The sequence below is a fragment of the Nocardia sp. CA-151230 genome (genome assembly GCF_050942175.1).
Lineage (GTDB): Bacteria > Actinomycetota > Actinomycetes > Mycobacteriales > Mycobacteriaceae > Nocardia.
This window is the reverse complement of record NZ_CP192061.1, coordinates 995,406-1,019,508: the sequence shown is the minus strand read 5'-3', so window position 1 is coordinate 1,019,508 and position 24,103 is coordinate 995,406. Positions and strand designations below refer to the sequence as shown.

Here is a 24,103-nt window from a genome sequence, read left to right as displayed (position 1 = left end):
GATGAATATCGGACCGGGCACCATCATTCGCGGCTACCGCATCGAGCGCGTACTCGGGGCGGGCGGCATGGGCACGGTGTATCTGGCCAAGCATCCGGAACTGCCACGCTGGGATGCACTCAAGGTCCTCAGCCCGCAGTTCAGCCAAGATGCCGAGTATCGCGCGCGATTCGAGCGTGAGGCGAATCTCGCTGCAGCTCTGGATCATCCGAACATCGTCTCGATTTACAATCGCGGCGAGGACAACGGCCAGCTCTGGATCGCAATGCAATATGTCAACGGCATCGATGCGGCGGCGGCAGCCGAACAGGATCCGCGATCGATCACGCCGTGGCGTGCACTGCACATCATCACCGAGGTTGGACGTGGTCTCGACCACGCACACCGTAGGGGTCTGCTGCATCGAGACGTCAAACCCGCCAATTTCCTGCTGTCCATGGGTGACAACGGCGAAGAAAGAGTGCTACTCACCGACTTCGGCGTCGCCAAATCTACCGAGGACACCAATGAGCTCACCCAGGCCGGTGCCTTCGTAGCCACTATCGCTTATGCATCACCCGAGCAGTTGAGCGGCAATCGGCTCGATCACCGCGCCGACATCTACAGCCTCGCCTGCTCGTTCTTCCGCTTGCTGACGGGCCAGAATCCGTATCCAGGAACCCAGCCGGCTGTGGTGATGATGGGACACCTCAACGAGCCACCACCACGAATCACCGCTGTTGACCCCACGCTTCCCGCTGCCGCGGACGACGTGATGGCCGTTGCCATGGCAAAGAACCCAGCGGAACGATTCGACACCTGTCACGAGTTCACAACTGCCCTGAAATCCGCACTCGAGTACGGGGTTTCGGGGCTGTCCATGAACACCGTGCCACGCCATCAGGCGCCCGCAGTCACGGCACCACCGCTGACGACGCCCACTGCGCCGACGAACTCCGCTCCACGCAAGCGTATGTGGCTCATCGGCGGGGTCGCAGCAACGGTTGTCGTGCTGGCGGCCGGTGTCGGCGTCTTGGTAACGCAGCACGGCTCAACGGCCTCAGCCACACGGAGCGCTCTAGACAACGCCCGCGCCCAGAATCCAGCCTTCAGCGGCAAAACCATTGTCGTGATGGATATTTCAGGAAACAGCGGCTATTCCGCAGAAATGGATATCCAGCTGAAGCCAGGCTCCCAGTCGGAATTCTTCGAAGACCTAGGGTTCAATTACAACCCGAACTTCCTACGCAAGGGTGATGAACCGAATCCCCGGCCAATCAAACCGGGATCCGATACCCAGTATGACGCACTGACACCCATAAAATCCGGCTACCTCTTGGCGGTCCGTAGCGACACCGATGCCGGTGGCGGCGGTTTGGTGAATCTCCCGGCCGCGGTGACGTCGACCACAGCCTCGGTCATCGTCCTCGATGACCCGACCGCGGTCGCCGCCATCCGTCAATGGTCGGACAACTCCGAACAAGTCCTGCTCGATAAGTTGCTGCCGATCCTCCGCAAGAGCGTCAAATAGCGCGCTCCGGTTAGCTGCCGCTCGACCTTTACTACTGGGTGGGCAACGTATCCCAGTTCTTCAGCGCATCCTGCTTTGACAGCGTGGGACCGGGAACCAACTGGCCGATGATCTCCCACGGGGCCAAATGCGGTGTGGTACCGAGCCCGAGTATCTGTGCTGTCGCAAGGTCCGGTATGCCGTATCGGATTCCATTGTCAGCGATGTAGAAGAGATTCTCACGCCGCTGACTGCCCGGCTCGATGCCGGTGGTGCGCACGAATTCACCGGTCGAAGGCGGGACGTAGACAGCATCGACACGGTCACCTGTGGCTCCGTCCTTGGTCGCCAATTCGACTGGCTTTTGCGAATCCGGCAGCGGCAGGCGCGTGCCGAGCAACAGTTGAACCGTGGCTCGGTCCGAGGGCCCCTCGGTTGCGTCCGACTGTTCCTTGCCGAGACCGCTCTTCTTGGCCCAGGTGATGCAGGCTACCGGGTTGTCTTCCGCGGTAATGATCTTCGGCGAGGCGTTAGGGAAATCGTCGACCGGCAGGGTATGAACTACCGGGATCCCGTTGAGTACATCAGGAGTCACAGACTTGAAGCCGTTCATGCCCTGAGAATTGTCGGACCCGATCACTTGGGCGGCAAACGCCGAGATGCGCTGCACGCCATCGGCCAGCACGACATACAGGTCGGACCGGTCCGAACCATCCAGCGCAGCGACCTTGACGATGCCGCCGACGGGCACACTGCTCAGCTTGCCCAGTCCGTACTCGCCGATTCGTGGAATCGTGGGCGGGACCAGTGGCGGCACCTTCACCGCCGCACCAATCAGGTCGGTCGTGGCGGGCCGCGGTCGCTTGCCGCTCAAGCCGAGTGCCTGTGCGATCGAATCCTTCGTCTTATCGAACTCCGCGACTTTGCCGTCGTAGATCAGATAGTCCTTGCCGGCCTTGCTCACCCAAATTGCTGAGCCCGGGTCAGCTGCCTTGACACGGTCACTGAGCTCGAGGCCACCGGCAATAACCGTAGTCTCCGCGCCCGAGGATGACGCTGCACCACCGGACGCGGACAAAGGCACCCTGTCACACAAGGTCCACTGAGACCGTTCGCCCTGTCCCGTGCCAGGCAAAGCTGCAGGCACACCGGGGATTCCGAGTATCGGGCCGCGTGGAACCGTATTGAGCTTGCTGTCCTTGACCGATTTCGGTGTCTCACTTGTGCCCGAGATCAACCGCGCCGAAGCGAGATTCAACGCCGGGTACATGGTCATCTTGTTCTTGTCGTCCTTGTCCCGAAGGATGACGTACAGCGCGCCGCTGTCCTTGCCCATCACGATGTTGGCGTCGCCGATAGAGCCCTGCGGCCTAATGAAAGCCATGATCGCCGCACCCGCGACCACGAGCACCGCGAGAACTGCTCCGACCATAAGCGATCGGAACTGCGAGCGCATCGGATCGTGCAGCATACGAACGTCACGTCGTACCAACGCATGATCGAGTCGACGCAGCAGAAAGCGGTATCCATTGACCTGGGCACGGGTGGTCAATTGGGCTGGCACTAACCAAATCCTCCGTCGAACCGGGAACTACGGGCACGTAGATTACTGGGCCGCGACCGACGACAGCGCACCCCTCCTGGCCGGAGGCGTGCGCTGTCGTGAGCGGCACCGACGCCCTCGCTAGGCGAAGGACTGGCCAACCTTGGCGTCCGCGGCGAGCGCGTTGTTCAGCGCATTCTCGACCGCGGTGGCAACTGCGTCCAGGGTCGTCAGGCACTTGTCGGCGTAAGCGGTGTCCCAATCGTTCTTCGCGGCGATAACGGCCTCCAGCGCGCCGTTCTCCTGGCCACTGCTCGGGTCCGACCACGCCGACTTCAGCTGGCTGTAGGCCTGGCCGAGGTCGCTGCTGGTGTCGACCGCGGACGTTCCGTCACCGGCAACAGCGACCAGGTCGCTGTGGTACTGCCGCAGATCCGCGATGAGCTGGGTCATCCCCGCCTTGTCGTAAAGCATTTCTGTTCCTTTGCAAGTGTTGGGAAGTTGAAGTGAGCGCGACCTCTATTAGCCGAGGTTCGTGAGAGCCTTGGTGAAGTCGTCCTTGCTGGCGATGTCCGTGTGCTCGAACACGTTGGTGCCCTGGCCGACCTTCTCCTGGAACTCGTCCAGCGCCTTGTTCAGACGCTGCGCTTCGTCGTCCCACGACTGCGCGGCGGTCTGGAACGCGCCGGCCGCCTCGCCCTGGAAGCTGCCCTTGGACGAATCCACGCGGTCAGTGATCTTGCTCAGGATGCCCTTGACAGAGGCGACCACGTCGGCCATGTGGCTTTGCGCCTTGACCGCGAGTTCCTTTTCTACTGCAACCATCGTCTGTACCTTGCCTTTTCTTGGGAATGGATAGGCGATGCGTTGCGCATCACCGGTTCGGGTTGACTAGCTGTAGGTGGGTCACGAATGACTCACGACAGCCACCTCCCCCCAGGCAGCGAGTCGATCAGTGCTGAAATCGACTGCGCGATACGGTGATCACTGCCCGGTGTCAGCGTGGACCAGAGTTGCTGGTCCGGGGCGACCCCCGGTGCGGCCACGATGCGGCCCCGTGCGGTGTCGTAGACAGCGACGGCTCCGGGCGATCGGTCTGTGAGGCCGTCGGCGTAGGCGTAGGCCACGATTTCGGCGTAGGCGTGGGTGGCGGAGAGGGCGAGGCCGTAGGTGGTGGCGTCGGTGTCGGGGACGCCGAGGCTGTAGACGGTGCTCGCGTAGTCCGCGGAAGTTGTTGCGGTGTCGAGGCGTTCGGCCAGGTCGGCGGACTCTGCGCTGAAGGCGGCGAGGTCGGCGGGCGGGCAGGGGCCGAGGGCGTCGAGGAGGGGGCGGGCGAGGGAGGCGCCGGAGCCGTCGGACCACAGGGGGTAGATGTCGAGGGTGTCGCCGCGGCGGATGGCGACGGCATGGTCTTCGGCGCGGCGGGTGACGCAGACGCGGATGGGGCCGTTGGCGGTGTGGACACGCATGGCCAGTTCACGGTCGGGCTGGGATAGTACGAAAAGTGCTGTGGCGGTGTCGGTGTCGACATCACCGTGGGCGTCGACTATGCGACGGGCGCGTAGGTCGGCACGGGCTAGCTGCTGCGCCTGTTCCCATTCCTGGTACGAATCCTGCTGCGGGCCGATCGATAGCACCAGAGGTAGGGTCTGCACACCTAGGTGTCCAGCGAGCGCGATCACGCCGTCGTTGGTGAGGGTCGTCATGAGGCGGCCTCTCGAGCGGATTCCTTCGCGACAGAGGCACTTTCAGATCCAGTACTGCCCGCGTTGAATGCGATGTCGACCGGGGCGCGCTGCGCGGCCGGGTCGATTCCGCCGAGCACGGCGGGCGCGACCTGCATCCCGGAGGTGAGGCCCAGCTCGGCGTCGCTGGTGGGTGCACCCACGAGCCCGGCGCGCGGGATGTGCTCCTCGTCGTTGTCCTGCCCCGCACTGCCCATGGCGGCGGGCGCCATCGAGGTGCCGGTCTGCTGAACCGTAACCGGCTGCGTCACAACACGTTGCGTCGTCGACTCCTTGGCCTCGACAGTTGTCGCGCGCACCTGGGTCAGTGGCATCGGCGGCAGGTTCAGCGAGTCGAGGGACAAGGTGGGCAGCGAGGTCGGCGCTATCGACGGCGTTTCCGGGGTCTCCACAGGATCGGCCGGTTGCTCTGTAGGCGTCAGCCCTGCGGTCACCTGTGGCGGCGCCTGGTGTTCCCAGGGTTTGGCCAGCGATTCGGTGGCAGCCTCGTACGTCCGCATCACCCGGGCCGCCTCGGCTTTCGCCTTCTCGGCGTCGGTCTCGGTCGTCGCCAGTCCGCCCAGCAGCGGCAGGCCGGCGGCCAGACCGAGCTGCTGCGTCAGCTGCTGGATGTCCTTGAGCTTCTCGACCTCGTCGACGTCCGGCATGGTCAGCTTCGCGAGTTCATATGCCGCAGCGTGCGATTCCGCCTGCGTGGCGTTGCCGGCAGCAGCCGACGCGGATGCCCCGAGCCAGTCCCGCAACGCCTTGATGCGTTCGATGAACGGGCCGCTGTTCTTGGATTCCCAAGCGCTGTCGAGAATTACGAGAATCCGCTCGTATTCGACGGCGGCAGCCGCGAAACCCGCACTCAATCGCGTCCACGCGAGACCGGCCTCGGCGGCGGGTACCGCACCGGCACCCGTCACCAGGTCGCGCGCCAGCTGTTCGGGCGGCCGGGATTCCCAAACCGTCTCGGTGAAGCCGGGTTTCGTCGGTTCCAGCATCGGGGAAGGTCTCTCCGCTCAGCCGGCGAAGCCGAGGACGGACTGCTCCTCGACCTGCCCGAAGGTGTCGAACTGACTACGCAGCGTCGAAGCGAGATTGCGCAGCTCGGTGACGCCGTCGCCGCCGGAGGCCACGAAGGACGCGGCCACCGCGTTGAGCGTCTGCGCTGCGCGCTGCGACACCTCGTCCGCTCCGGCGGGCGCGAAGTCGAGTTTGACCTGCTCGATGCCCAGTCCGTTGGCGATACGGTCGGCGAGCGCGTCCAGCTGGGCCGCGGCGTCGTGCGCGGTCGAGGCGTCGAAGCGCAGACCGTCGAATGCGTTGGTGCTCATGCCAATCCTCCTGTTACCCCTGGCAATTCGGTCCCTACATCACAGTGATCTCAGAGTGTGAGCGCCTTGTCCGGCGGCTCTTCGATGGCTTCGATGGCGCCGACCACCGGCAGGACCACACCCTCGATGACACCGACCACCTCGTCGCCATGCGCGCCGGTGACCAGGCCCGAGCGGTCCGAGGTCGACTCTTCGTCGGCGGCGCCGGCCCGACCCGCGGCGCCGGCGCCCGAGGCCATCCCCGGCGAGGTGGTGGCGGTGGTGCGACCGGTCGCCTCGGTGGCGGTCTTGGGAGCTCCGGCGCCGGAGGTGACCTCACCCGCCGGAATCCGGCTGGTGCCGGGCGTATTCGCCGGTGTCGTGGTGGTGGGCACGCCGCCGAATAGGGTGCTGAGCGGACTCCCACCGCCACCGTCGGTCTTGGTGGCGTCCGGGCTGTCGGTCTTCGTGGCGTCGTCGGTCTTGGTGATGGTGTCGGTGGGCGTGTTGGTCTTGGTGTTCGTATTGGTATTGGTGTTTGTGTTCGTATTGGTATTGCTGTTGCTCAGCGCCGAACTGATGTCGCTGACGCCGGTGGAGACGACCGAAGCACCCTTCTCGACCAGCTTTTCCGCGACCGTCGGCGCGACGCTGGCGACAGGCTGCAGCGCGGTGCCCACCATGTTCACCAGATCCGCGATATTGGACGCGATCGGCGCACCCGCGATCATGATCTTCGTTCCGGCCGCGGTGATCTCGGCGGTGCTGCCCGCCAGCTCAGCGCTGGTCTTGGCCGCGATGGCCGTGCCTTCCGTGATCGCGTCGGTCGCGGTCGCGATCAACCACGGGATGCCGGCGGGAGTCGCCAGCATCGCGATGCCCGCGGTAACCTCCGCGACGAATCTTGCGATGACAGCGCTGATTTCGGCATACCCCTCGGCGACGATGGCCTCGGCGCTCAGCAGGATCCCGTGCTGCTGAGCCCCCTGCGCGGCCACCTCGACGCTATTGGCCTCGACCGTCTTACTCTTATCCTGCGCGGCATTGGCGGCATCGCCGGTCCAGGTGTTCATGACCGTGCTGGTCGCCGACTTACTTTGCGACACAGCCGAAGTCAGTGCGCTGATCAGGGAGGTCAGAATGGTCGCCGGATTGAAACTGCTGTTGCTCAGGCTCCCCGTCCCGAACGACTGCAGCAAACTGACGACCGGCTGAATCAGGCTCGTCACGTCGATCGTCGGCAGCGTGGGCATCTGTAGCCCCGACAGATCCGGCAGGCTGATCGACGAAAGTTGGGGCAGCTGAGGCAATCCCAGATTGCTCAGTACATCCGTGACCGGAGTATCGAGGTACTGACCGATCGGACTGCTGCGTAGCTCGTCCAGCACGGTCGGGTTCGACGGGTTGGTCACAGCACCGTCGATAGGAAGCTCGCCGCCGAGGTCACTTCGTTGGTGCCGTAGGCCCCGACAGCCGCGTACGCCGTGGTCGCGGTGTCCGCGTGGACCGCCGCGATTTCCGCTGAGGACAGTAGGTAATTACCCTGCGCGACAGCGAAGGCCGCCAGGAACTCCTGCCCGATCAGCCCGAACACCGGCACCGCCTGCGCGAGCGCGGTAGCCACATCGGCTCCGGCCGCCCCCGCGACCTGCGCGGCGATGCCCGCCTTCTGAGTGCCGTACGCCAAGATGGGCGCGAATTCCGCCGCCACATGATCGGCCATGAGTGTCCCTCCCACTACCTATGATCGTGCTCAGACTACAAGTGCGAAAAATCTTGTGCCAGACCGCAAGATGCAAATTCTGACGCAAAGTTCTGTTAACGAACCGGGCGCTACCCGGCCATCTCCTCATTGAACCGGTTCACGACCTCGGCCCGCCGCTCGAACGCCCGCCGCGCCGCCTGCGCCGCCGTCGTCACCACAGCCTGCTCGAACTCGGCCGGCGTCATGCGCGAAACAGCGCTGCTGAACTGGAGATCCGTGAGCGCCCCGTTCCCGTCGACCTCGGCCGTCACGGCCCCGTCCTCGGAAGTCTCCCGCCCCCTGATGGCCTTCATCTGATCCGCCAGATCCTGAAACCGATACAGCTGCCGCCGAACCTGCTCCTGCAACTCATCCATCGACGAGACCACGCGTGCCCCCTCTCACACCGTCCTGAGCCAACTCTGCGGCTCAGTATCGTAGTCCTGCTCCTCGACGATTTCCTGCCGAGCAACCTCGGCCTCGGTGGGCAGCCCGGTCCGAGCGAGGCCCTCAGCACCAAGCCCGGCCTCCTCCAACTGCTTCCGCAGCGCGAGGCCAGCCCGGTTGGCAGCCTTCTGACACAGCCGCAAGACTTCCCCAGCGAGCTGTCCCGGATCCCGATGCAGCTCAGCGGATTCGACCTTCACGGCCAATGGCAACCCCTGATTGGTCGCGCGCACCCGAATAGACCCGGACGTGCTGGCAACAACTAGCGAGGCCCAATCGCCCTCGCCAGCACCAGAACTGGTCGCCCCCGACTCAGTCATGCCGAACTCCCTCCCAGTTAGCTATGCGTATGAGTATCACAGGCCGGTTCGACAAGCCAACCGCATTTCGATGCGCGGATGCGTTCACCCGCGCTCGTCCTTGATGGTCTGCACCACGGCGGCGACATAGTTGTTGACTACCGAGATGAATCTGGTCTCATCGACCGCGAGTGCGCGCTGGGGGTTCTCGACCATGACGTAACGACCGTCATCTTCGATATCGCGGAAACGCACGATGTGGCTGGTGATTCCGCGCGGACCGAACACCGATCGGCCCTGCACGATCCGGACCTCACCGGCCGTCGTGATGGACTGCGCCATGAACTCCCGCGTGCGGGCGACCGCGGTGTCCGGTGCGGCGGCGATGGACGAACGGCCGAAATCGTGGTCCAGATCTTGCTCGCGTGAGGCCAATCCGATGTCGCCGAGGCGGCCCCGCTCGACGGAAGGCATGGCACGAACGATTTCGTCGGCGAGCTGGATGGGATCGCATTCGGTCACCGTGTAGCCGCCACGTTGGAAGTAGCTCGTGCCGGGCAACTGCTTGATCACATAGCCCTTTGGTCCCTTACGCGTAGCGCGGGCCCGAATCATCGAGCCGATACCGAAGCGGTCCCGTTCATCCCATCCGTAAGCGGTCAGGAACAGATCGGGGTTTGCAATGGCGTCGAAAACGAGCTCGAAATTACCGCCGACCTTGTGGCTCAGACTTTCCCGAGCCTCCGACTGCTCGGCGTCGAATTCGTCCGCGGTCTGCGTGGCCGAGGTGAACAAGAAAGGCTTCGGCGGCGCTTGCCCCGTCCGATCCATCCAGAGGGCGTAGAACTCGGCCTCGGTGAATCGCCAGCTCGGCGTCATTTCTCCGCCACCGGGGTGACCGCGGCCGGAGCCTCACCGAGAACTTCTTCGAGATTGTCGAGGTTCGTGAGGAACTGCGGACGCTTGTGTTCCTTGCCCTGCCCCTGCGAACCTGCCGACATCGGCGAACCACCCATACCGCCGGTTGAGCCGCTGGAGGAGGCCGAGGACGTAGACGCCAGTCCTGCACGCGAAGTCGTGGTTTCCTCCGCGTCCGTCTCGGTCGTCGTTGACTGGTTGGCGGAACGAGGAGCGATCTGAGTCTTCGGTGTCTGGGGCGACCCGGGGCTAGTGGGCGTGCCACCCGTGGGGCTGCCTCCGGTCGGGGTTCCGCCGGGTGTATCGGTGTTCGGAATCAAGCCCAGGTTCTGCAACTGCTGAGTGAGCTGATCCGTCGGATCGGTGGTCTTCGTCGTCGTCTGTGTTTGCGTCAGCGCCGTTTCGACCGCCGAGGCGAGCTTCTCGACGCCCTGCTCGGCGGCGGTGATGCCAGCCTGAAGCACCGTGCTGGCCTGCGTGATCAGCGTCTGGAGCGTCGTGTCAGTCGTTGTTGTCGGCGTGTCGGTCTTTTTGGGATCGGTGTCCTTCGGATCAGTGTTGGTCGGCTGTTGACCGTCCGGGTTGTCGATATTGGGTGTCTGGGTGGTCGGGGTCTGCGTGGTGGGAGTACCCGCCGGCTGCTTCGCATTCGGATCCGGCTGATCGGCGGGTGCCGGGCCCGGTGGCGTTATCGAGACCGCAGCCTTCGGGTCGGGGATGATGGGCACCGCACCGCTCGAGTCCCTGACGCCATTGCCGTACCACTCATCCCATGCCTGCCGCATCTCGTTCATCGCTTCATCGACGGAACTCTGCGAAATGGGCATCTCGACGGCCGATTCTCCCGCCGCGACAAGTTCTGTGGTCTGCGAAATACTCTTGTACGGCAAGAAATTCTGCAGCTTCTTCAGCCATCCCTCGGCAAAGGCGAGATTGGCGCTCATCAAATCCATCGAATCGGTCAGGGTCTTCACATTGTCGAGGTAGTGCCCGATCCCGTCCCGCGCCTGCTTGGCAGCGTCGGAGGCCCAGATCTTGTCCCCGATCGAGTTGTCACCCTGGTAGCCCGTCAGATACTGGTCCTTGGCCGCGGAAAAAGTAGACGCCTGACTCTTGATGTAAGCGCTCGCGGTCTTCCAGTCCTGCGCATGCTGCGCGAGCACGCTGAGGATCGTGGAATCGTGAATATATTGCCAGTGATTATGGAAATCGTCCCAGCCGTATTGGCTGCCCGGTTCGGGAGTAATCTGCTTACCGTCCAACGCAATCCCCGCAGCCTTGGCAGCGGAGCTGAGCTGGCCCGCCTGGTCTGTGCTCTGGAGCTTGTTGGAGTAGTCGTCCTTCGACGTTCCGGACCACTCGTAGACGTTGCCCCTATTGGATTGCCCCCATCCCGGCAGGCTGACGGAGTCGACGTGCTGTGTCAGCGCGGCCAGCGGAGACGTCGTCGCCAATCCGGGCTGCCCACTCGCGTGCATACCGCTGAATCTGTCGCGCACATTCTGGTCGAAGTTCACAGCTGACGTCTGATCAGCGTCCGCGTACGCCTTATTCGCCCCGACGAAGGCCTCACCCATACTGGTGAGAACTTCCACATGGTCCTTCGCGACCGTGCCGCTCAAACGCTGCGTAGCTGCATTGAGCTTGTCCGCGAGCATCCGCCCGGAGTCTCGCTGATTGAACGGTTGCAGGTTCGTCTCCGGCTGGACCAGAGCCATAGCCGCGTTCACGACCGTCAACATGTCGGCGGCCTGCTGCGCCATCGTCTGGGCGGCTCCGGAGTCGAAGTACACACCCTTCTGGCCGTCGTTTCTGAGATTGGTGAAGGCGTCGCCATCGGCCACGAAACGTTCTCCCTCCCCGTCCAACAGCGTTGCGACCCAACACTGATACGACTTTGACTACACCGCGTTGCGCTACCCAGCCCCCGGTGACGATACGGCCCGACCGTACCACCGGCGGGAGATTGTGGTCATCCGGTGGTGATCACGCGTACAGCGAGATTTTTCTCCTCCGGACTGACCTCGCGGAACTGGAAGTCACGAGCGATGATGTGGCGCACCAGCTCTGGGTCTGGCGGAAAGGCGTGCTTGCGTAGGTAGTGGGATACCGCGCCGGACCAGATCCAGACGCCGTCGGTACGGAAAGTCAGGGGCACGTCACGGACGGAGGGGATGAATTCGTCGACCTCGAAGCTGCGGGCGGCCAGGACTATCGGGGCGGAGTCGAGGTAGGCGAGGAGCCGGTCACACAGGTGTGAGGGCAGCGACGCCCTGACTGCGACCGGGCGACCGTTTTCGTCGCGGTGGTCATAGACGCGCGCGAGCCTTGGAAGCTCGTCGAATTCGGCACTCACCCTTGGAACCTCCCACCCCGACACGTTTCAGACGATCCTAGCCGGGCAGGCGCAGGGCCGCTGGCCAGCGGACATAGCTGTCGAATAGCGGCGTATCCGGGCGGTGACTAAGCTGCGGGCGGTTGATGGACGCTTGATTACAGGGGGAGTTCATGGTTATTGCCATTGTCATCGGGGTGGTTATCGTCGTGGCGTGGGGTGCGCTGGCGATCAGTGGCACTGCGAAGAACCGTGAGGCGCATGCGGCGATGGCGGTCGCGATGGGTGGTGTGCCCAGCTGGCCCACCGAGGTCTGGCGCGAGCAACACGCGAAGGTCGGGCTGTGCCCCTACCCTTCGAAGGCGAAATACCAGGAGCCCATCCACGGTCAGGCCCTATGCTTCCCGTTCACCACATTCTTGGTCGAGCACGAGACCATGTACCTCAATACGATCAAGACCTGGCGACACACCGCGGCCTTGCTCGAAGGCGTCGATCCCACGGTGGACCGGCTGGACCTCCTGTCGACCCAGGGGGAGTGGCTTCTCGAGTTCAATAAGAAATCGGTCGAACACCGCCGATTCTCCAGCGGTGACGCGGAATTCGATCGCTGGTACCTCGGTCTGACCCCCAATAGCCCTGATCATGTCCGGCAGCTACTGACGCTCCCCGTCAAGAAGACGGCGTACGCGATCGTCCAGATTGCCCCTACGGCGCGCATTCGCGTGAACGATGGAGTACTGATCTGCTGGATCCGCGGCACCATCCCCCGTGATTCCGCCGCTTACCTGGAAGTCATACGACTGATGACCGAGCTCGCCACAGCCGTCAACCAGGCTGCGGCGCAGCTCAATAGCGGTGGTCAATACCGCGGGTGACACGCTCGTGCACCATCGTTGGAAGAACGTTTGACGACAGGGGGAATCATGACGCAGCCAGGCCTGCAAACCGATGACACACAGCGCATTTCGGAAGCGGCTGTGCGGGCGGGTCTGGGGAGGCACGTTCAGACCTACGGCGCGGTCACGATGGACTGGCGCGGCATCGGACGACTCGGGATGATATTCGTCGGGCTGGTCGCGCTGACGGTGGTGGGGTTCGCCGTGCGAGTCGAGTTGTTGGAAGCAGCGATGTACTTCGCGCTGATCGTGGGGCTGGCGGCGCTGTTTTCGATTGTGCACGGGCTCTTCTACGGGCAGCGGAATTCCGGCAAATGGCTGGAGCTCTTCGAGCATGGGCGGATTTTCGTGTCCCGGGAACAACTGCGGGTGGTTCGGTACGACTCGACGAGCGTGATCCAAGACCTGGTCGACCATCGCCGGAACGGGGTCACTACCCGGGCAAGTCTGGGGATCCGACGTGGCGGTCGGCGAAGGCACCTACCACGTGAACAAGTGCGATCCGTCCTGCGCCGCGGGCAATTACGAAACCCTCCACGCCTGGGTCGTGCTCTCGGACCCGAGTCAGGGCATGTTCACGAAGGCGACGATCGCCGACAGCAAGGGCCAGTGGACCACCACGATGCCGGTGAAATAGCGGCCAAACCTATCGGAACTGGCCGTCCGCAACGCCTTTCATGAACGCATCCCACTCGCCCGCGGTGAATGTCAACCGACTGCCGCGGCTGTCCGTCAGACTCGCGCCGCCGGCGGCGTCCACCTTGATATCGAGCTCCGCCCCGACCGTAGCTGAGCTCCCCGCGAGCACTACGTCGAGTACCTCGGGCCAGAGAGCACCCGGTACCGAGACGATCGGCCGGGGCTCACTCGGACCGGTGTATTTGCTGTCGCGGATCAGAACCGTCTGCGCGGTGACGCATACCTCGACACATTGGCCCCCATTGCTTCCGCTGTAGCTGGACTTACGCCATAGGCGACCTGCGACCGGGGCCATACGCCGACTCCCTTATTTCCAATCGACCGCCCGGCTCCGAATCAGTTCGGCGGATTCACTTTTCGACAGTGCCAGATCATCACCGGTGGAGATTTGGTGGGTCGTAGGTCCGATCGATCCGTTTCACGGCGCCCATGTCGCGGCCGCAGCTCTCGCAGCGGTCAATCTTGATCGGCGAGCCGGCGGAGATCGGCGAGCGTGGGCGCCTCCTGCTCCGGAATCGGCTCGATCACACCGAATGTCCCAGGGGCATTGTCTGGTAGCGACCGGCAACGCCGAACCGCATCGAGCGCCGACAGACCAGCCATATGTGCATTGATGAGACGTGAGCGCCACAGTCCCCCCGCAACGAAGCCCGTGTGGCCGACCGCGGTGCGCGGGATGTACCCGGCGGCATCGTCACTCGTCGACGCCCACACGTACCCGACGATCGTGCCTTTCAGACTGACGGGCAGATAAATGACAGCCGAAGCGGTTTCCTCGGGGTATGTGGTTGTCGGAGAAGGCGCGATCGCGCTGAATCCTTCCGAGCGATCCTCCGGACTGCCACTTGGAAAGGTGCCGTCCTGGACCCATGGACCATCGCCCAACGGTTTATCGGGATTCAAGCGCAGCGCCAACTCCTGGATAGTCCGCGACTCACCTCGCTCCGCGTCACCAGCGATCGCACCGAGTTGGGGGTCCCCAGGCCTTCCACGCCAATACTCGATCGCCTCCGCCGGGGTGAGCCCCATACCGTAGGTCTCTTCGAGCCGATTGTTCCAGTACACAGCGAATTTCACACGATCGACCGCGGACGCGAGGTTCCGGAAGAACCCCGCGGACTTCCCGTCCTGTGACCCCCACAGGTAGCCGATCAGGGTGTCGCCTACCGTGATCGGAAAGTAAAACACCGGAAGACGCGTCCAGGCGTCGTAGTTCGGCGCCATCGCGTCGTCCGCCGACACAAGAGGCGGGGGCGTGGCGGAGGCTCGGATCTCGCCGGACTGTGCGGTGTCCGCGGCGTTGTCGGGCCCAAAACCCTCATTGAACTTTGGACTGCTGTCGACGATTCGGTCCGCAGGCGGAACAGCGTCGCGGGCACGTACATCCTCGGCCATCTGCCGGTCGATCTCGTGCAACTGGTCGACGGTGACACCCAGTCTCGCCGCGAGTTTCTTGTCGATCTCGCTGTCGTCGGTTTCATCCGGCGGGGTCACCCAAGGCGGAAGCGTCATGGCGGAGTCCTGAGTTCGTTCAGAAGTACGCAGAAATCGCAGCGTCGAACTTTGCGTCAGACACGTCGACATCGGTTGCGGGACGGTAGTTTTGCGCGCGCACGTGATCGAGGAACGCAGACGGAATTGTGAGGGAGTAGTTCGCGAGATAATGGATCGAGTCGATGCGCCAGATCCACTCTCCGTCAGAAAGCAGTGATGGACCGTTACGGATAGTCTGGGAAACATCGACCAGATCCGTGACATCCGCCGGTACGTCGAAGACCGGCGTGGCCGACCTCATATAGGCGACTACCAGATCTCGTTCCCCAACCACCTGGTCGGTGTACGAATCTCGCAACGACGGAAGCCCTTCCCGCGCTTTTCGGTACATCTCCTGGTAGATACCAACGGGCTTCAGACCGATCACCACCACACTCCTGTGTGCATCAGCCGAGATGTTCCGAGGAAGGCGTGCCCAATCCATGGTGGAACCATTCGGGCATGTGCTCGGCCGTGCGCGGATACCACTCGTTCTCGAGGGCAAAATCGCTGCTCGTCGGACCTTTCTTACTGAATCGGGGAAGTTGGTCACGGTTGTAGTCGATAACAAACCGGCCGGGCGGATCCAGTACATATTCGAACTCGACCCAGGTGCCCAGACCAGGGGTGTACATACCGTCCCGTAAATCTTGGAACTTTCGCCATGCGGTAGGCGGGAAGGAGAAGCCCTGCACAGATCCATCCGGCATCTTCACCCCACTCTCACGCTCAGCGTACCGACCGAGAATCCGACCGCGAACAATCAAGCGCGTCCATCCCATCGGCAGGGTCTCGAGTATTTCCAATGTGATGTCCGACAGCTTCTCCTGTTGTTCCATCGGGTTCAACGGCTGGTTCGACATCAGGCAAGTCCTCCTCGGAAACCGATCATCAATGCACACCCTACTGTGTATCGCCGTCGGCCTCATGCTGGCGTTCCAGTTCCAGGCCGAACGCCACCCGATCCTGCAACCACTGCGGAACATGCTGCTCCGCACGTGGATACACTTCCAGGTCGCGCGCGTACATCAGCGGATGCAAGTCAGGTGACCACTGTGGATCATCGTCATAGTTGAACGAGATATCTGGTTCTTCCCCACGATTCAGCACAAACCTCGCGGAGAGCCAAGCTCCACGATCAGGCTCGTACATCTCGTTCCGCAGCCGTACCAGCAGATCGGTCACCGCCGGCTGGCTCACCTCGCCCGCGGACCTGCCGTTGGCATCCTGCGCGGACACCGCGACTTCGTACGACATCACATTCGCCCAGACCTGCAGGGTAAGGCGCGCCCAGCTCACTGGCGCCGAACGCTCCACTATCGCGCAGATCTCAGCGACCGTTGTATGGGGTGGCTGGTCCAAAGTTCGCCTCCTTGTTCGAGAACGCTCGTTCCTTGGTAACCACCGACTCCACCACGGGCTTACCGTTCAAACCAAGCTGCACGGTGCCGTCGGAATTGCGTGCGTAGGTAACCTCTTGCCAGCGCATGACAACCGAAGCCGGAACTCCGTCGGCTTCTCTGATCATCTTGACCTGATAGTTTCGAATATCCTGATGATCCTGACTCGCGAATTCGACGAGCTGGTTCTCCTTTGCCCGCCACGATGCAGCATGAACCCATCCGTCTCGATCATTTCCGGAGTTCGATGCTGCCATCTGCGGATGCATGTTCAGATATTCACCAAGACCACCGAGCTCATTCGCGAGCAGGTGCCCGCCCGCCCACTTGATACGAGCCTTCGCTCGTTCAAGGAGCGTCAGCGTACGCCCGGGCGGGTTCTTCGGGAAGGCAGCTTCCCCTTCCTGGTTGGCACGCTTCTGCGCGCCTTTCTTGCTGTCGTCGTCGCGATGGTTCTTGTCCTGCCCCCGCGCTTCGACATCTCCAGTGAGTCGATCCGTCTGGCCGTGCTCGTCGGTATGGAAGTTCAGTAATTTCTCATTGTTATGAAAATTTGGAACCTGATATTGAACGTCCGGTAGCAATGGGAAGCTCAGGTCGGGGTTGAATCCAGACCATTTTCCCTTGCCATCGACGGCCATATCACGTGCACCAGGAGCAGCCTCAACCCATTTGACGACACCATCACCGTCGGTTAAAAATGTTGTGCGAGTGCCATTTTGGTTGACCACAGGGTATTCCGTCCACGGGTGGAGCCCGCCGTCCCCGGCCAAGTCACGCAGCGGCTCAGGTATCGGATCCGGGCTCTCATCCGGCCGAAGTCTGTCAGGCTCCGTGTTGCCGTCCGGCACATTATCACGGTCACGGTGTGGCGCTCGGATCTCTTCGTGCACATCGAGCGGCCGCCGCGGCGCGTGCGGATTCTCGGGATCCGGGGGGCGGTGACTAGGGCGATTCCATTCCACGAATCGCTCGTTGTACTTCGGATCGCCCGAATCGATGATCACATCGTCTTCGAGGTCCGCGTACCTCGAAGAGGCCGAATCGCCGTCGAGCCCGTGTTCATCGTGCGGCGAATCAGACTGCTCGTCGTGCGGCGAACTCGGATGCTCATCGTGCGGCGAACCCGAATGCTCATCCGCTGTCTCATTGCCGAGAATGTCCCAGCCATCTCGGGTGTCCCCGCCTCTGGGCAGGGCCGCGTCGACAAGGGGATCCGGCTGGTGGACGGTGGGTTCGGGGGTTCTTCCGCCCGGCCCTTCCGGGTGGAAGGTCTTCCAAGTGCCTTCGTTGTGGACGACCGCTGGAGAATCCGGGTGAGCCCTCACACCGACCAGATCGGACGGGGCCCGGACCGGGACACCCAGTTCATGAGCGATGTGTTGGGCCCAGCCGATTTCGTTTCCGCTGTGGCAGGAGATGAGGCGGACCGGGGTCCCCGGTACATAGTCCGGGTTGTTGCGGATTGCTTCTACGACCTTTTGCGGGTCGATCTCGTGGCCGCCGTCGGCGGTGGGGCGGCCGAAGCGGTCGCCGTGGAGGATTACATCGTGTTCGCCCTCGTTACGGAGGTTTTGGAAGACTCGCTCGACTTCGGGGGAATCGCCTAGTGAGGTGCGGTCGGTTCCGTAACGGACGGGAGGATCCTCGGGGACCAGGTCTCGAGTGTTCGGAGCATGGGTAGCCTCGCTATCGCTGGGATGGGTGTTGGCATGCTCCGGCGAAGTTTCGTGAATGGCTGTGTGGCTGGTGGTTTCGACCAGATAGATGCGAGTGACGCCGAAGAGGTTGGCGTTGGGGTCGTGGACCACGCCTCGGACTTCGAACGTCGCGTTGCGGTCGAACAGGATCTCCTTCTCAGCCGGACGGGCCGAAAGCGGGCTGACTTCACGACCATTCGTCGAGTGCATGATGAATTCGACATTGCCGGTGAAGATTCGGTTGCGGTCGGTCGAGGTACTAGTGAATGAGGGCTCACGAACTGTGGCGCCCTTCACGTAGCGAGCGAGGTCCTCGGGTGAGAGGTTTGTGCCTCGCCATACCGTGCCTTCGAAGGTAGGAAGCTTATCGAGCGCCGAGGAGATATGATCTGCGAGTTCCGCTTGATGGGGATCCAGGTCAGCGCCACTGCGAAGACGCTTGTTCAGATCGGCGTAGACGCCCGCGTCGGGGTCGGTGTAGCGGTGCAATGCATCTTGCTCGTGTGGGGTGAGCTCCGATGGAGCACCGGCTTCCGGCAACTCGTGAGCGGGTTCCGAGTTCGGCTCGTCAGCTGACGAATGTTCTTTGGATGGCTCGGTATGATCGGCGACCTCTGGAGGGTGCTCAGTCGTGTGCGTCGGAACCGCGCCATGACTTTCAACGTCCGATGGGTGTGGCAGTAGGGCCTTATAGTTTTCATTCAGATACTTCGCGAACTCGGGGTTGTACTCGTTGAACAGTCGCATCGCAGTCACCGCTGTCGAGCGGTCGAGCATTCCGAGTTTGTCCATCAGGTCGCCGAGTCCGAGTCGTAGTCCGGGTAGTTCGGCGGTGCGAGTCGGATCGTTGTAGGCGGCAGCTATGTCGGCGATGCGCTCATGCATCTCGTTGAAGCGGTCGGCCAGATGCGGTGTGAGCGTCGAGGGTCGATCGGCAGGATCGGTCGGCACATGTTCGGGTCCGTTGTCTTCGGCATGCGGAGCCTCTTGCGGGTGCTCCGGCTCGACCGGATGCTGCGTCTCGTCGCCCAGCCGAAAGGGAACGTGGTCTTCGTCGGGTCCGTCCGTCGGAGGATGAACCGGATCCGCTTCGGGCTTGTCCGTCGTCGAGTTCGGATCGTGGGCATCCGTGACTTCGACGTGCGGCTCGTGGACGTAATCCGCCGGTACGAGGGTTCCTTTGACCAGGTAGTCGACGTACCCATCGTCGTATCTCGCGCCTTGCGGATCCTCGATGACATCTGTGATCAGGAAGCGGGATTCACGCTGGAGGATGAGTTCGTTCTCAGGTCCGGACAGTCCCTTGTCGCCGACCCACGCGCCCTTCGACCCAGCCGGAACCTCTAGTTCCATACGGACTTTGAGCCTGAATTCTTGAGGCGGGGTCGGTCCCAGACTGGTCGACATGTAGCCGTGGTCGTCCTGGACCGTGCCCTTCAGCAGTTTTGGATTACGACCGTTCAGTGGCCGGCCGTCGGGTCCGATGAGACGGTCGAGACTCCTCATGCTGATACCGCGCGAAACCTCCACTCCCTCGGGGAGCGGACGATTCGTTGCTTGGTCGAGGTGAGCGACCTGAGATCGAAGGATATCCATCGTCGGGTCACCGCCGAAATACTCACGCATCGAAGGCAGCTTGCCGGAGTTACGCCACAGCTCCTGGAGCCGAGCGTGCGGATTGTCCTCGTTGAGGATGCTGTCGATCGCAGCGCGCAGGGGCGGATCGAGATTCGGATCGCGAGGATCGGGATGCTCCGCAAGCAATCGCTCGAGCACTTCGATCTTCGGCATCATCGGGCTGCCGCCGGTGAGCCGCATCAATTGCCCGTAGTGGACTTCGTCCTCGCCAAGCTTGGTGAGCAACTTCACCGGGTCCGGCGCGCGCAAGAATTCATTGATCCAAGACTTCTTGGTGTATACCTGCAGCTCACGTAGTTCAGGGCCGGACATCATGTCTCGGATAGGACCGAGTATCTCCTCGCCATAGCGGCGAGCAGCGTCAGGTGTGTCGAAACGCCGGATCGAATCGTGGGCGGGACCACCGACCTCATGATCGGTCGGATGGGTGAATTCGGGGGTGATTGGTTCGTGCTGGGGCTCGGGGTGCTGCCCTTGATGCGCGGGTTCGGAGCGTGAATCCGGCTGGCCTATACGGGCTTCCGGGCGAGTATCGCGGACATTCGCCGGAGTGGTCTCAGGGGTTCGTTCGAGCGGATGTACCGGGTTGCCGTGGGAGTCGTAGATGATGGCGTGGGTGGATTTGACGTTGGTGTGGTCCGGGGGGAAGGAGTGGGGGCCGCCGGGGACGGCGTTGTCGTGGACCACTAGTCGGCCGCCGTCGTTGGTGATGGTGTAGGCGTGGGCGCCGATGTCGTTGGCGTCTGTGGGGCCGTGGAATTCGTCGACGACGAGGGCGGTCGCGCCGTCGCCTAGTCGGTGGAGTTGGTCGGCGATCGAACCCAGGGTTTCGTGGCGGTCGAGGTGGGCGCCCGCGGCGTTCTCGAGTTCGGCCGCGGTCATGCCGTGGTCGGCGATGTGGGCGTCTTCGGGGACGTGGACGTCGGGGTTGCCGGTTAGCTCGTGGACCTGGCGGAGGGCCTGGGGGCCGCAGTCGTTTACCTGGGAGTGCGTACGTTCACGAGCGACCGGAGCCGGGTCCTGGGTGCGGTGCTGGTTGACCAGATCGTCGTAGCCGTAAGGGTGTTCGCCCTGGTGGACATTGGGTTCGGGAGCACGGAAGCCCGCCGGGTCGTGGGGTAGAGAGCCGACGTTGCGCTGCCACGCGTTGAGGTCGTCGCGGCCCGGGCGCGGGTATTCGGGCAGGGTGTGGGGGCTCTCGCCATTGGCGATACGGGCGAAGTTGTGCAGGGACTCGGTCGGGACCGTGGCGCCCTTGTCCAGGTAGTTGTAGTAGCCCGTGTGGGTCGAGATGCCGCTGAGTGTGTGTATGCCGCCGGGGGATTGGGCGGCGATGCGGTTGGCGCCGAATGCCGAAATGGCGGGGTCCATTCCCAGGCCGTTGCCGAGACCCGGTGGCATGCGACTGATTTCGCCGTGTGTGTTGGCGCCGATCCAGGTGACCGGATCGCGCGAGGAACTGGCGACGAAGATGTTGTGCGCGCCGATGCCGAAATCCGCGGCGTGCCCCACCGGACCCGCACCGGGCGATCCCAGCAGCGTGATGGTGGAGATGTCGCCGGACAGGCGCCCGCCCGCGCCCGCGAAGGCCGTGGTGGTGGAGCCGTAGCTGTGGCCGAACAGGTGCACGTCGGGTGTCGGCGAGCCACCGGGCAGGGCGGCGTCCGAGCGACGGGATTGACTGAACGCGGCCACATCTCGGGCGAGGAGTTGGCCTCCGCGTGAAGCCAGCCGCGCGTCGGTCATCTCGCGCAGAATCTTCGGGAATCCGCTCGGCGCGTCATAACCGATCCACGCGATAGACGCGACCTCGGCGGGATCCCTGTTCTCCGACGTGGCCCGGTAGTGGTTGAAGGCGTTGTCCAGGTTCGTTCCCAGACTTCGCACCGTGGTCGTGATACCCGGAACGTGGAACGAAACGGTGGACGCGTGCTGGGTATCACCGAATGCGACTACCGCGCGACCCTCGCCGCCGAACGCCTCCGAGTCGTAGGAGAGCACCTGTACCGGCGGCTCGTGACCGGCGTTCTTGTCCGCGAAGCTGCGAGCCAGATCGTCCGCGTGCTCGAGGGCTTCCACGGTGGACCGCAGGTTCTTCCACTGCCGGACGCTCTCCGGATCGGTGAACCGGGTGAGGAAGTTGTCGACCCGCGGATTCTGTTCGCGTACCTGGTTGATGTCGCGCGCGATCGCCAGGCGGTTGGCTTCGTCTCGGATGTGCGGTGGGACGCCGTCGGCATTGCCGAGCTCGTGCGGGTGGACGCGCAGCATGGCGTCCTGTTGCTCCGGGGTGAGCGAGTGCCACCACTCGTGGTTCTCGGTCGCTCGGTCGTGCGCGGCCGCGACAGAGCTGTCCTGTTCGTGCGCAAGGTGTTCGGGCGTCGCCTCCGGGCCCAGGCGATCCAAGGCTTCACGAACGTGCGCGTGCTCGGCCTCGGTGACCGGCGAATCCTTCGGCAGCACAGGATGTTCGGGGTCCCGCGGGAGCGTGTGCGCGGGCGTGGAATCGTGCGGCGGCGTCGTATGGGTGGCCGTCGGGTCGGGTGCCGGACCCGCCGCCGGGTGATTCGGGCCGCGTTGGTCGTTGGGTCCCCGGTTGTGCTCTGTCGGAGACCCGGACGGATGATTCGACTGCCCATCGGGCCGCGGTTCCCTTCCGCCCAAAGGATTCTCGGGTCGCGCGCCGATTCTGGAAGCCGGACCGCTACCGGCCCCCACCAGATCCCTGCCGTCCGGCCGGCCGGCCGCCGGTTCCGCTGTCCGCGCGGACTGGCTCAGATCCGTGTGCTCGCCCACGCGAGTGGGAACGTCCTGCCCGGTGGCCCTGGTACTCATCGTAGTCAGCGCGGCACCGCCATCGCGTGCCGGGGCGGCCGTGGCTCTCGGTTCGGCAGCCTGCGGGGTCTGTGATCCGGGTAGGTCGGCACGCGCCGTATTCGAGGTGACCGGTGTTTCGGGTTTCAGCGCAGCTAGTGTTTCGGTGCGCAGTACACCGGGCGTCTCGGCGCGCGGCGCGCCCGCGGGAGTTACCTGACGCTGATCAGTCGAAGCCGGTGACTGCCCGGTGTTGGCGGCCTGCGGACCGTCCGCCGGACGCGCCTCGACAACCTGTGGGTTGTGCACCTGCGCTTGCGCATTCGGTGCGGCTTGCCGCCCGCCGGCCGGAGTTTCGTGCTGGTTCCCGTGATCGGTCAGTTGCGCTTTCGGCTCCACCGATTGGGGATGCTCGGCCGCCGGAGCACCATCTCGACCTGCGTTCTCGGCGGACAAAGGCGTCTGATGAGGCTGCTCACCGATCGACGGCTTGCCGGTTTCGATCTCAGGCGTCTTGTGCTGCTCAGTGATGCCCGACGGAGCGCCGTCGGTCTTGACTCCCGCAGTGGACAGCTTCGGCTCGCCGCCCTTCCAGGGCGACGGGACTTCGTGGGCGACACCGGGCAGCGTGCCTCCCGCGATACCCGCGGTGACCACACGGGGGTCGAATTCCCAGTTGTGCGTAACACCACCGCTGACGACCCAACCGCCCAGACCTGCCACACCACCGGCGACTCCACCGCCGATGAAGTTGGCGGCCTTCTGCGTCACCATCTTCTGGGCGACGTCCTTCGACAGCGGGCTCAGCAGCATCTTCGGGACGTATTTGCCGACGGGAGCGGCGATCAGACCACCGACAGCACCACCTGCCGCTGACAACCCCAACTGCTTGTAATCGATACCGTTGCGGCGTCCGAATTCGTTCTGATAGGCCTGGATCGCACCGTCCTGCAATCCACCCAGCGCACCACCGATGAGTACCTGCTTCAGAATGAACTTCTTCAGCGCGATCTCACCGGCCTTCTCGGCTTCCTTGCCGAGGAAGTCGATCGCGCGCCGGGTAAGGATCCGCACAGTGATCCGGCCGACGCCGATGATCGCGCCCTCGGCCATCGGCGCGGTGGGCGGAAACGCCCACGCCGCCGCGATATCCGCGGCCAGCGTGATCAGCGTCGTGTAGAACATCAGCTTCGTGTATTCGAGCTGTGTACCGGTGTTGTTCGCGGTTCCCGCAATCGTGTCGAACCAGTCCGCGAGCTTGTCGATCGATTGGTTGCCGGTCCGCATGTCCGACAGCTGAGCGATGATCTTGTCGCCGCCGTCACCCGTCGGATAGGCCTGGCGCACCGCCGCGATCGCGGCATCGATGTCGGCATCGATACTGCGCATATCCTTCGCGGCACCGGTCCAGTCGTCGGCAATCCCCCACATGAGGTCTTCATTGCCTTCGGGCCATTTCATGCCGACGAGCCAGCCGAGACCTCCCGCCGCGGGCGGCTTCCAGATCATCGCGGACCGCCTGCGACGAGAATCACTCGCGCAGCGGTGGCTTCAATCAGACACCCCCGTGACCCCACTATCGCCCCCGAATACGCGCTGATC

22 protein-coding genes are annotated in these 24,103 nt (G+C 63.5%); 3 read left to right on the top strand and 19 right to left on the bottom strand.

Annotated elements, in window-relative coordinates; translation table 11 throughout:
• The first annotated feature begins 1 nt into the window (after nt 1).
• A complete protein-coding gene (locus ACQP1O_RS04410) occupies nt 2-1,510 on the top strand; it encodes a serine/threonine-protein kinase (protein WP_433564613.1) in 1,509 nt (502 codons plus the stop codon).
• Nucleotides 1,511-1,541: 31 nt separating this feature from the next.
• Here the strand turns inward: ACQP1O_RS04410 and eccB are convergent, their stop codons facing one another.
• From eccB to ACQP1O_RS04345, 13 genes are all read right to left on the bottom strand, one after another.
• Entirely contained in the window at nt 1,542-3,041 is a 1,500-nt protein-coding gene (eccB, locus tag ACQP1O_RS04405) for a type VII secretion protein EccB (protein WP_433564612.1), read from the bottom strand.
• A gap of 132 nt (nt 3,042-3,173) precedes the next feature.
• Nucleotides 3,174-3,506, bottom strand: coding sequence for a hypothetical protein (locus tag ACQP1O_RS04400; RefSeq protein WP_433564611.1), 333 nt, complete (start codon nt 3,504-3,506; stop codon nt 3,174-3,176).
• 48 nt (nt 3,507-3,554) lie between these two features.
• Nucleotides 3,555-3,857 (bottom strand): WXG100 family type VII secretion target, encoded by a 303-nt coding sequence (locus ACQP1O_RS04395; RefSeq protein ID WP_433564610.1) that lies wholly within the window; start codon nt 3,855-3,857, stop codon nt 3,555-3,557.
• Nucleotides 3,858-3,949: 92 nt separating this feature from the next.
• Complete coding sequence (locus tag ACQP1O_RS04390) at nt 3,950-4,738, bottom strand: ESX secretion-associated protein EspG (protein WP_433564609.1); 789 nt, start codon at nt 4,736-4,738, stop codon at nt 3,950-3,952.
• Nucleotides 4,735-5,763, bottom strand: a complete 1,029-nt coding sequence (locus ACQP1O_RS04385) for a PPE domain-containing protein (RefSeq protein WP_433564608.1) — start codon at nt 5,761-5,763, stop codon at nt 4,735-4,737. The genes ACQP1O_RS04390 and ACQP1O_RS04385 overlap by 4 nt, the downstream gene beginning before the upstream one ends.
• 18 nt (nt 5,764-5,781) lie before the next feature.
• Nucleotides 5,782-6,096, bottom strand: a complete 315-nt coding sequence (locus tag ACQP1O_RS04380) for a PE family protein (RefSeq protein WP_433564607.1) — start codon at nt 6,094-6,096, stop codon at nt 5,782-5,784.
• Between the two features lie 50 nt (nt 6,097-6,146).
• Complete coding sequence (locus ACQP1O_RS04375) at nt 6,147-7,487, bottom strand: hypothetical protein (protein WP_433564606.1); 1,341 nt, start codon at nt 7,485-7,487, stop codon at nt 6,147-6,149.
• Nucleotides 7,484-7,798, bottom strand: a complete 315-nt coding sequence (locus ACQP1O_RS04370) for a hypothetical protein (RefSeq protein WP_364605502.1) — start codon at nt 7,796-7,798, stop codon at nt 7,484-7,486. Before ACQP1O_RS04370 ends, ACQP1O_RS04375 begins: the two co-directional genes overlap by 4 nt.
• Before the next feature lie 110 nt (nt 7,799-7,908).
• On the bottom strand, nt 7,909-8,208 hold the full coding sequence (locus ACQP1O_RS04365; RefSeq protein ID WP_433564605.1) for a YbaB/EbfC family nucleoid-associated protein: 300 nt from the start codon (nt 8,206-8,208) through the stop codon (nt 7,909-7,911).
• A gap of 12 nt (nt 8,209-8,220) precedes the next feature.
• The gene (locus ACQP1O_RS04360) at nt 8,221-8,586 is read right to left on the bottom strand and encodes a hypothetical protein (protein ID WP_433564604.1); all 366 of its coding nucleotides are present in this window, start codon (nt 8,584-8,586) and stop codon (nt 8,221-8,223) included.
• A gap of 84 nt (nt 8,587-8,670) precedes the next feature.
• Nucleotides 8,671-9,444, bottom strand: a complete 774-nt coding sequence (locus ACQP1O_RS04355) for an ESX secretion-associated protein EspG (protein ID WP_433564603.1) — start codon at nt 9,442-9,444, stop codon at nt 8,671-8,673.
• Nucleotides 9,441-11,327: a hypothetical protein gene (locus tag ACQP1O_RS04350; RefSeq protein ID WP_433564602.1), complete on the bottom strand. Its 1,887-nt coding sequence runs from the start codon at nt 11,325-11,327 to the stop codon at nt 9,441-9,443. The genes ACQP1O_RS04355 and ACQP1O_RS04350 overlap by 4 nt, the downstream gene beginning before the upstream one ends.
• Nucleotides 11,328-11,455: 128 nt before the next feature.
• Nucleotides 11,456-11,839, bottom strand: coding sequence for a hypothetical protein (locus tag ACQP1O_RS04345; protein WP_433564601.1), 384 nt, complete (start codon nt 11,837-11,839; stop codon nt 11,456-11,458).
• A 152-nt stretch (nt 11,840-11,991) separates the two neighbouring features.
• Between ACQP1O_RS04345 and ACQP1O_RS04340 the strand changes: the two genes are divergently transcribed.
• Both ACQP1O_RS04340 and ACQP1O_RS04335 read left to right on the top strand, forming a co-directional pair.
• Entirely contained in the window at nt 11,992-12,696 is a 705-nt protein-coding gene (locus tag ACQP1O_RS04340; protein ID WP_433564600.1) for a hypothetical protein, read from the top strand.
• Between the two features lie 481 nt (nt 12,697-13,177).
• A complete protein-coding gene (locus ACQP1O_RS04335) occupies nt 13,178-13,354 on the top strand; it encodes a hypothetical protein (RefSeq protein WP_433564599.1) in 177 nt (58 codons plus the stop codon).
• Nucleotides 13,355-13,363: 9 nt separating this feature from the next.
• On the opposite strand, the gene ACQP1O_RS04330 is transcribed toward ACQP1O_RS04335, so the two are convergent.
• From ACQP1O_RS04330 to ACQP1O_RS04305, 6 genes are all read right to left on the bottom strand, one after another.
• The gene (locus tag ACQP1O_RS04330) at nt 13,364-13,711 is read right to left on the bottom strand and encodes a DUF397 domain-containing protein (RefSeq protein WP_433564598.1); all 348 of its coding nucleotides are present in this window, start codon (nt 13,709-13,711) and stop codon (nt 13,364-13,366) included.
• Nucleotides 13,712-13,872: 161 nt separating this feature from the next.
• Nucleotides 13,873-14,928, bottom strand: a complete 1,056-nt coding sequence (locus tag ACQP1O_RS04325; RefSeq protein WP_433564597.1) for a hypothetical protein — start codon at nt 14,926-14,928, stop codon at nt 13,873-13,875.
• Between the two features lie 19 nt (nt 14,929-14,947).
• The gene (locus ACQP1O_RS04320; protein ID WP_433564596.1) at nt 14,948-15,337 is read right to left on the bottom strand and encodes a hypothetical protein; all 390 of its coding nucleotides are present in this window, start codon (nt 15,335-15,337) and stop codon (nt 14,948-14,950) included.
• A gap of 19 nt (nt 15,338-15,356) precedes the next feature.
• Nucleotides 15,357-15,812, bottom strand: a complete 456-nt coding sequence (locus ACQP1O_RS04315) for a hypothetical protein (protein WP_433564595.1) — start codon at nt 15,810-15,812, stop codon at nt 15,357-15,359.
• A gap of 40 nt (nt 15,813-15,852) precedes the next feature.
• A complete protein-coding gene (locus ACQP1O_RS04310; protein WP_364605524.1) occupies nt 15,853-16,248 on the bottom strand; it encodes a hypothetical protein in 396 nt (131 codons plus the stop codon).
• Between the two features lie 31 nt (nt 16,249-16,279).
• Nucleotides 16,280-24,010 carry an ADP-ribosyltransferase gene (locus ACQP1O_RS04305; RefSeq protein ID WP_433564594.1) on the bottom strand — a complete coding sequence of 2,577 codons (7,731 nt, stop codon included), beginning with the start codon at nt 24,008-24,010 and terminating at the stop codon, nt 16,280-16,282.
• Between the last annotated feature and the right edge of the window lie 93 nt (nt 24,011-24,103).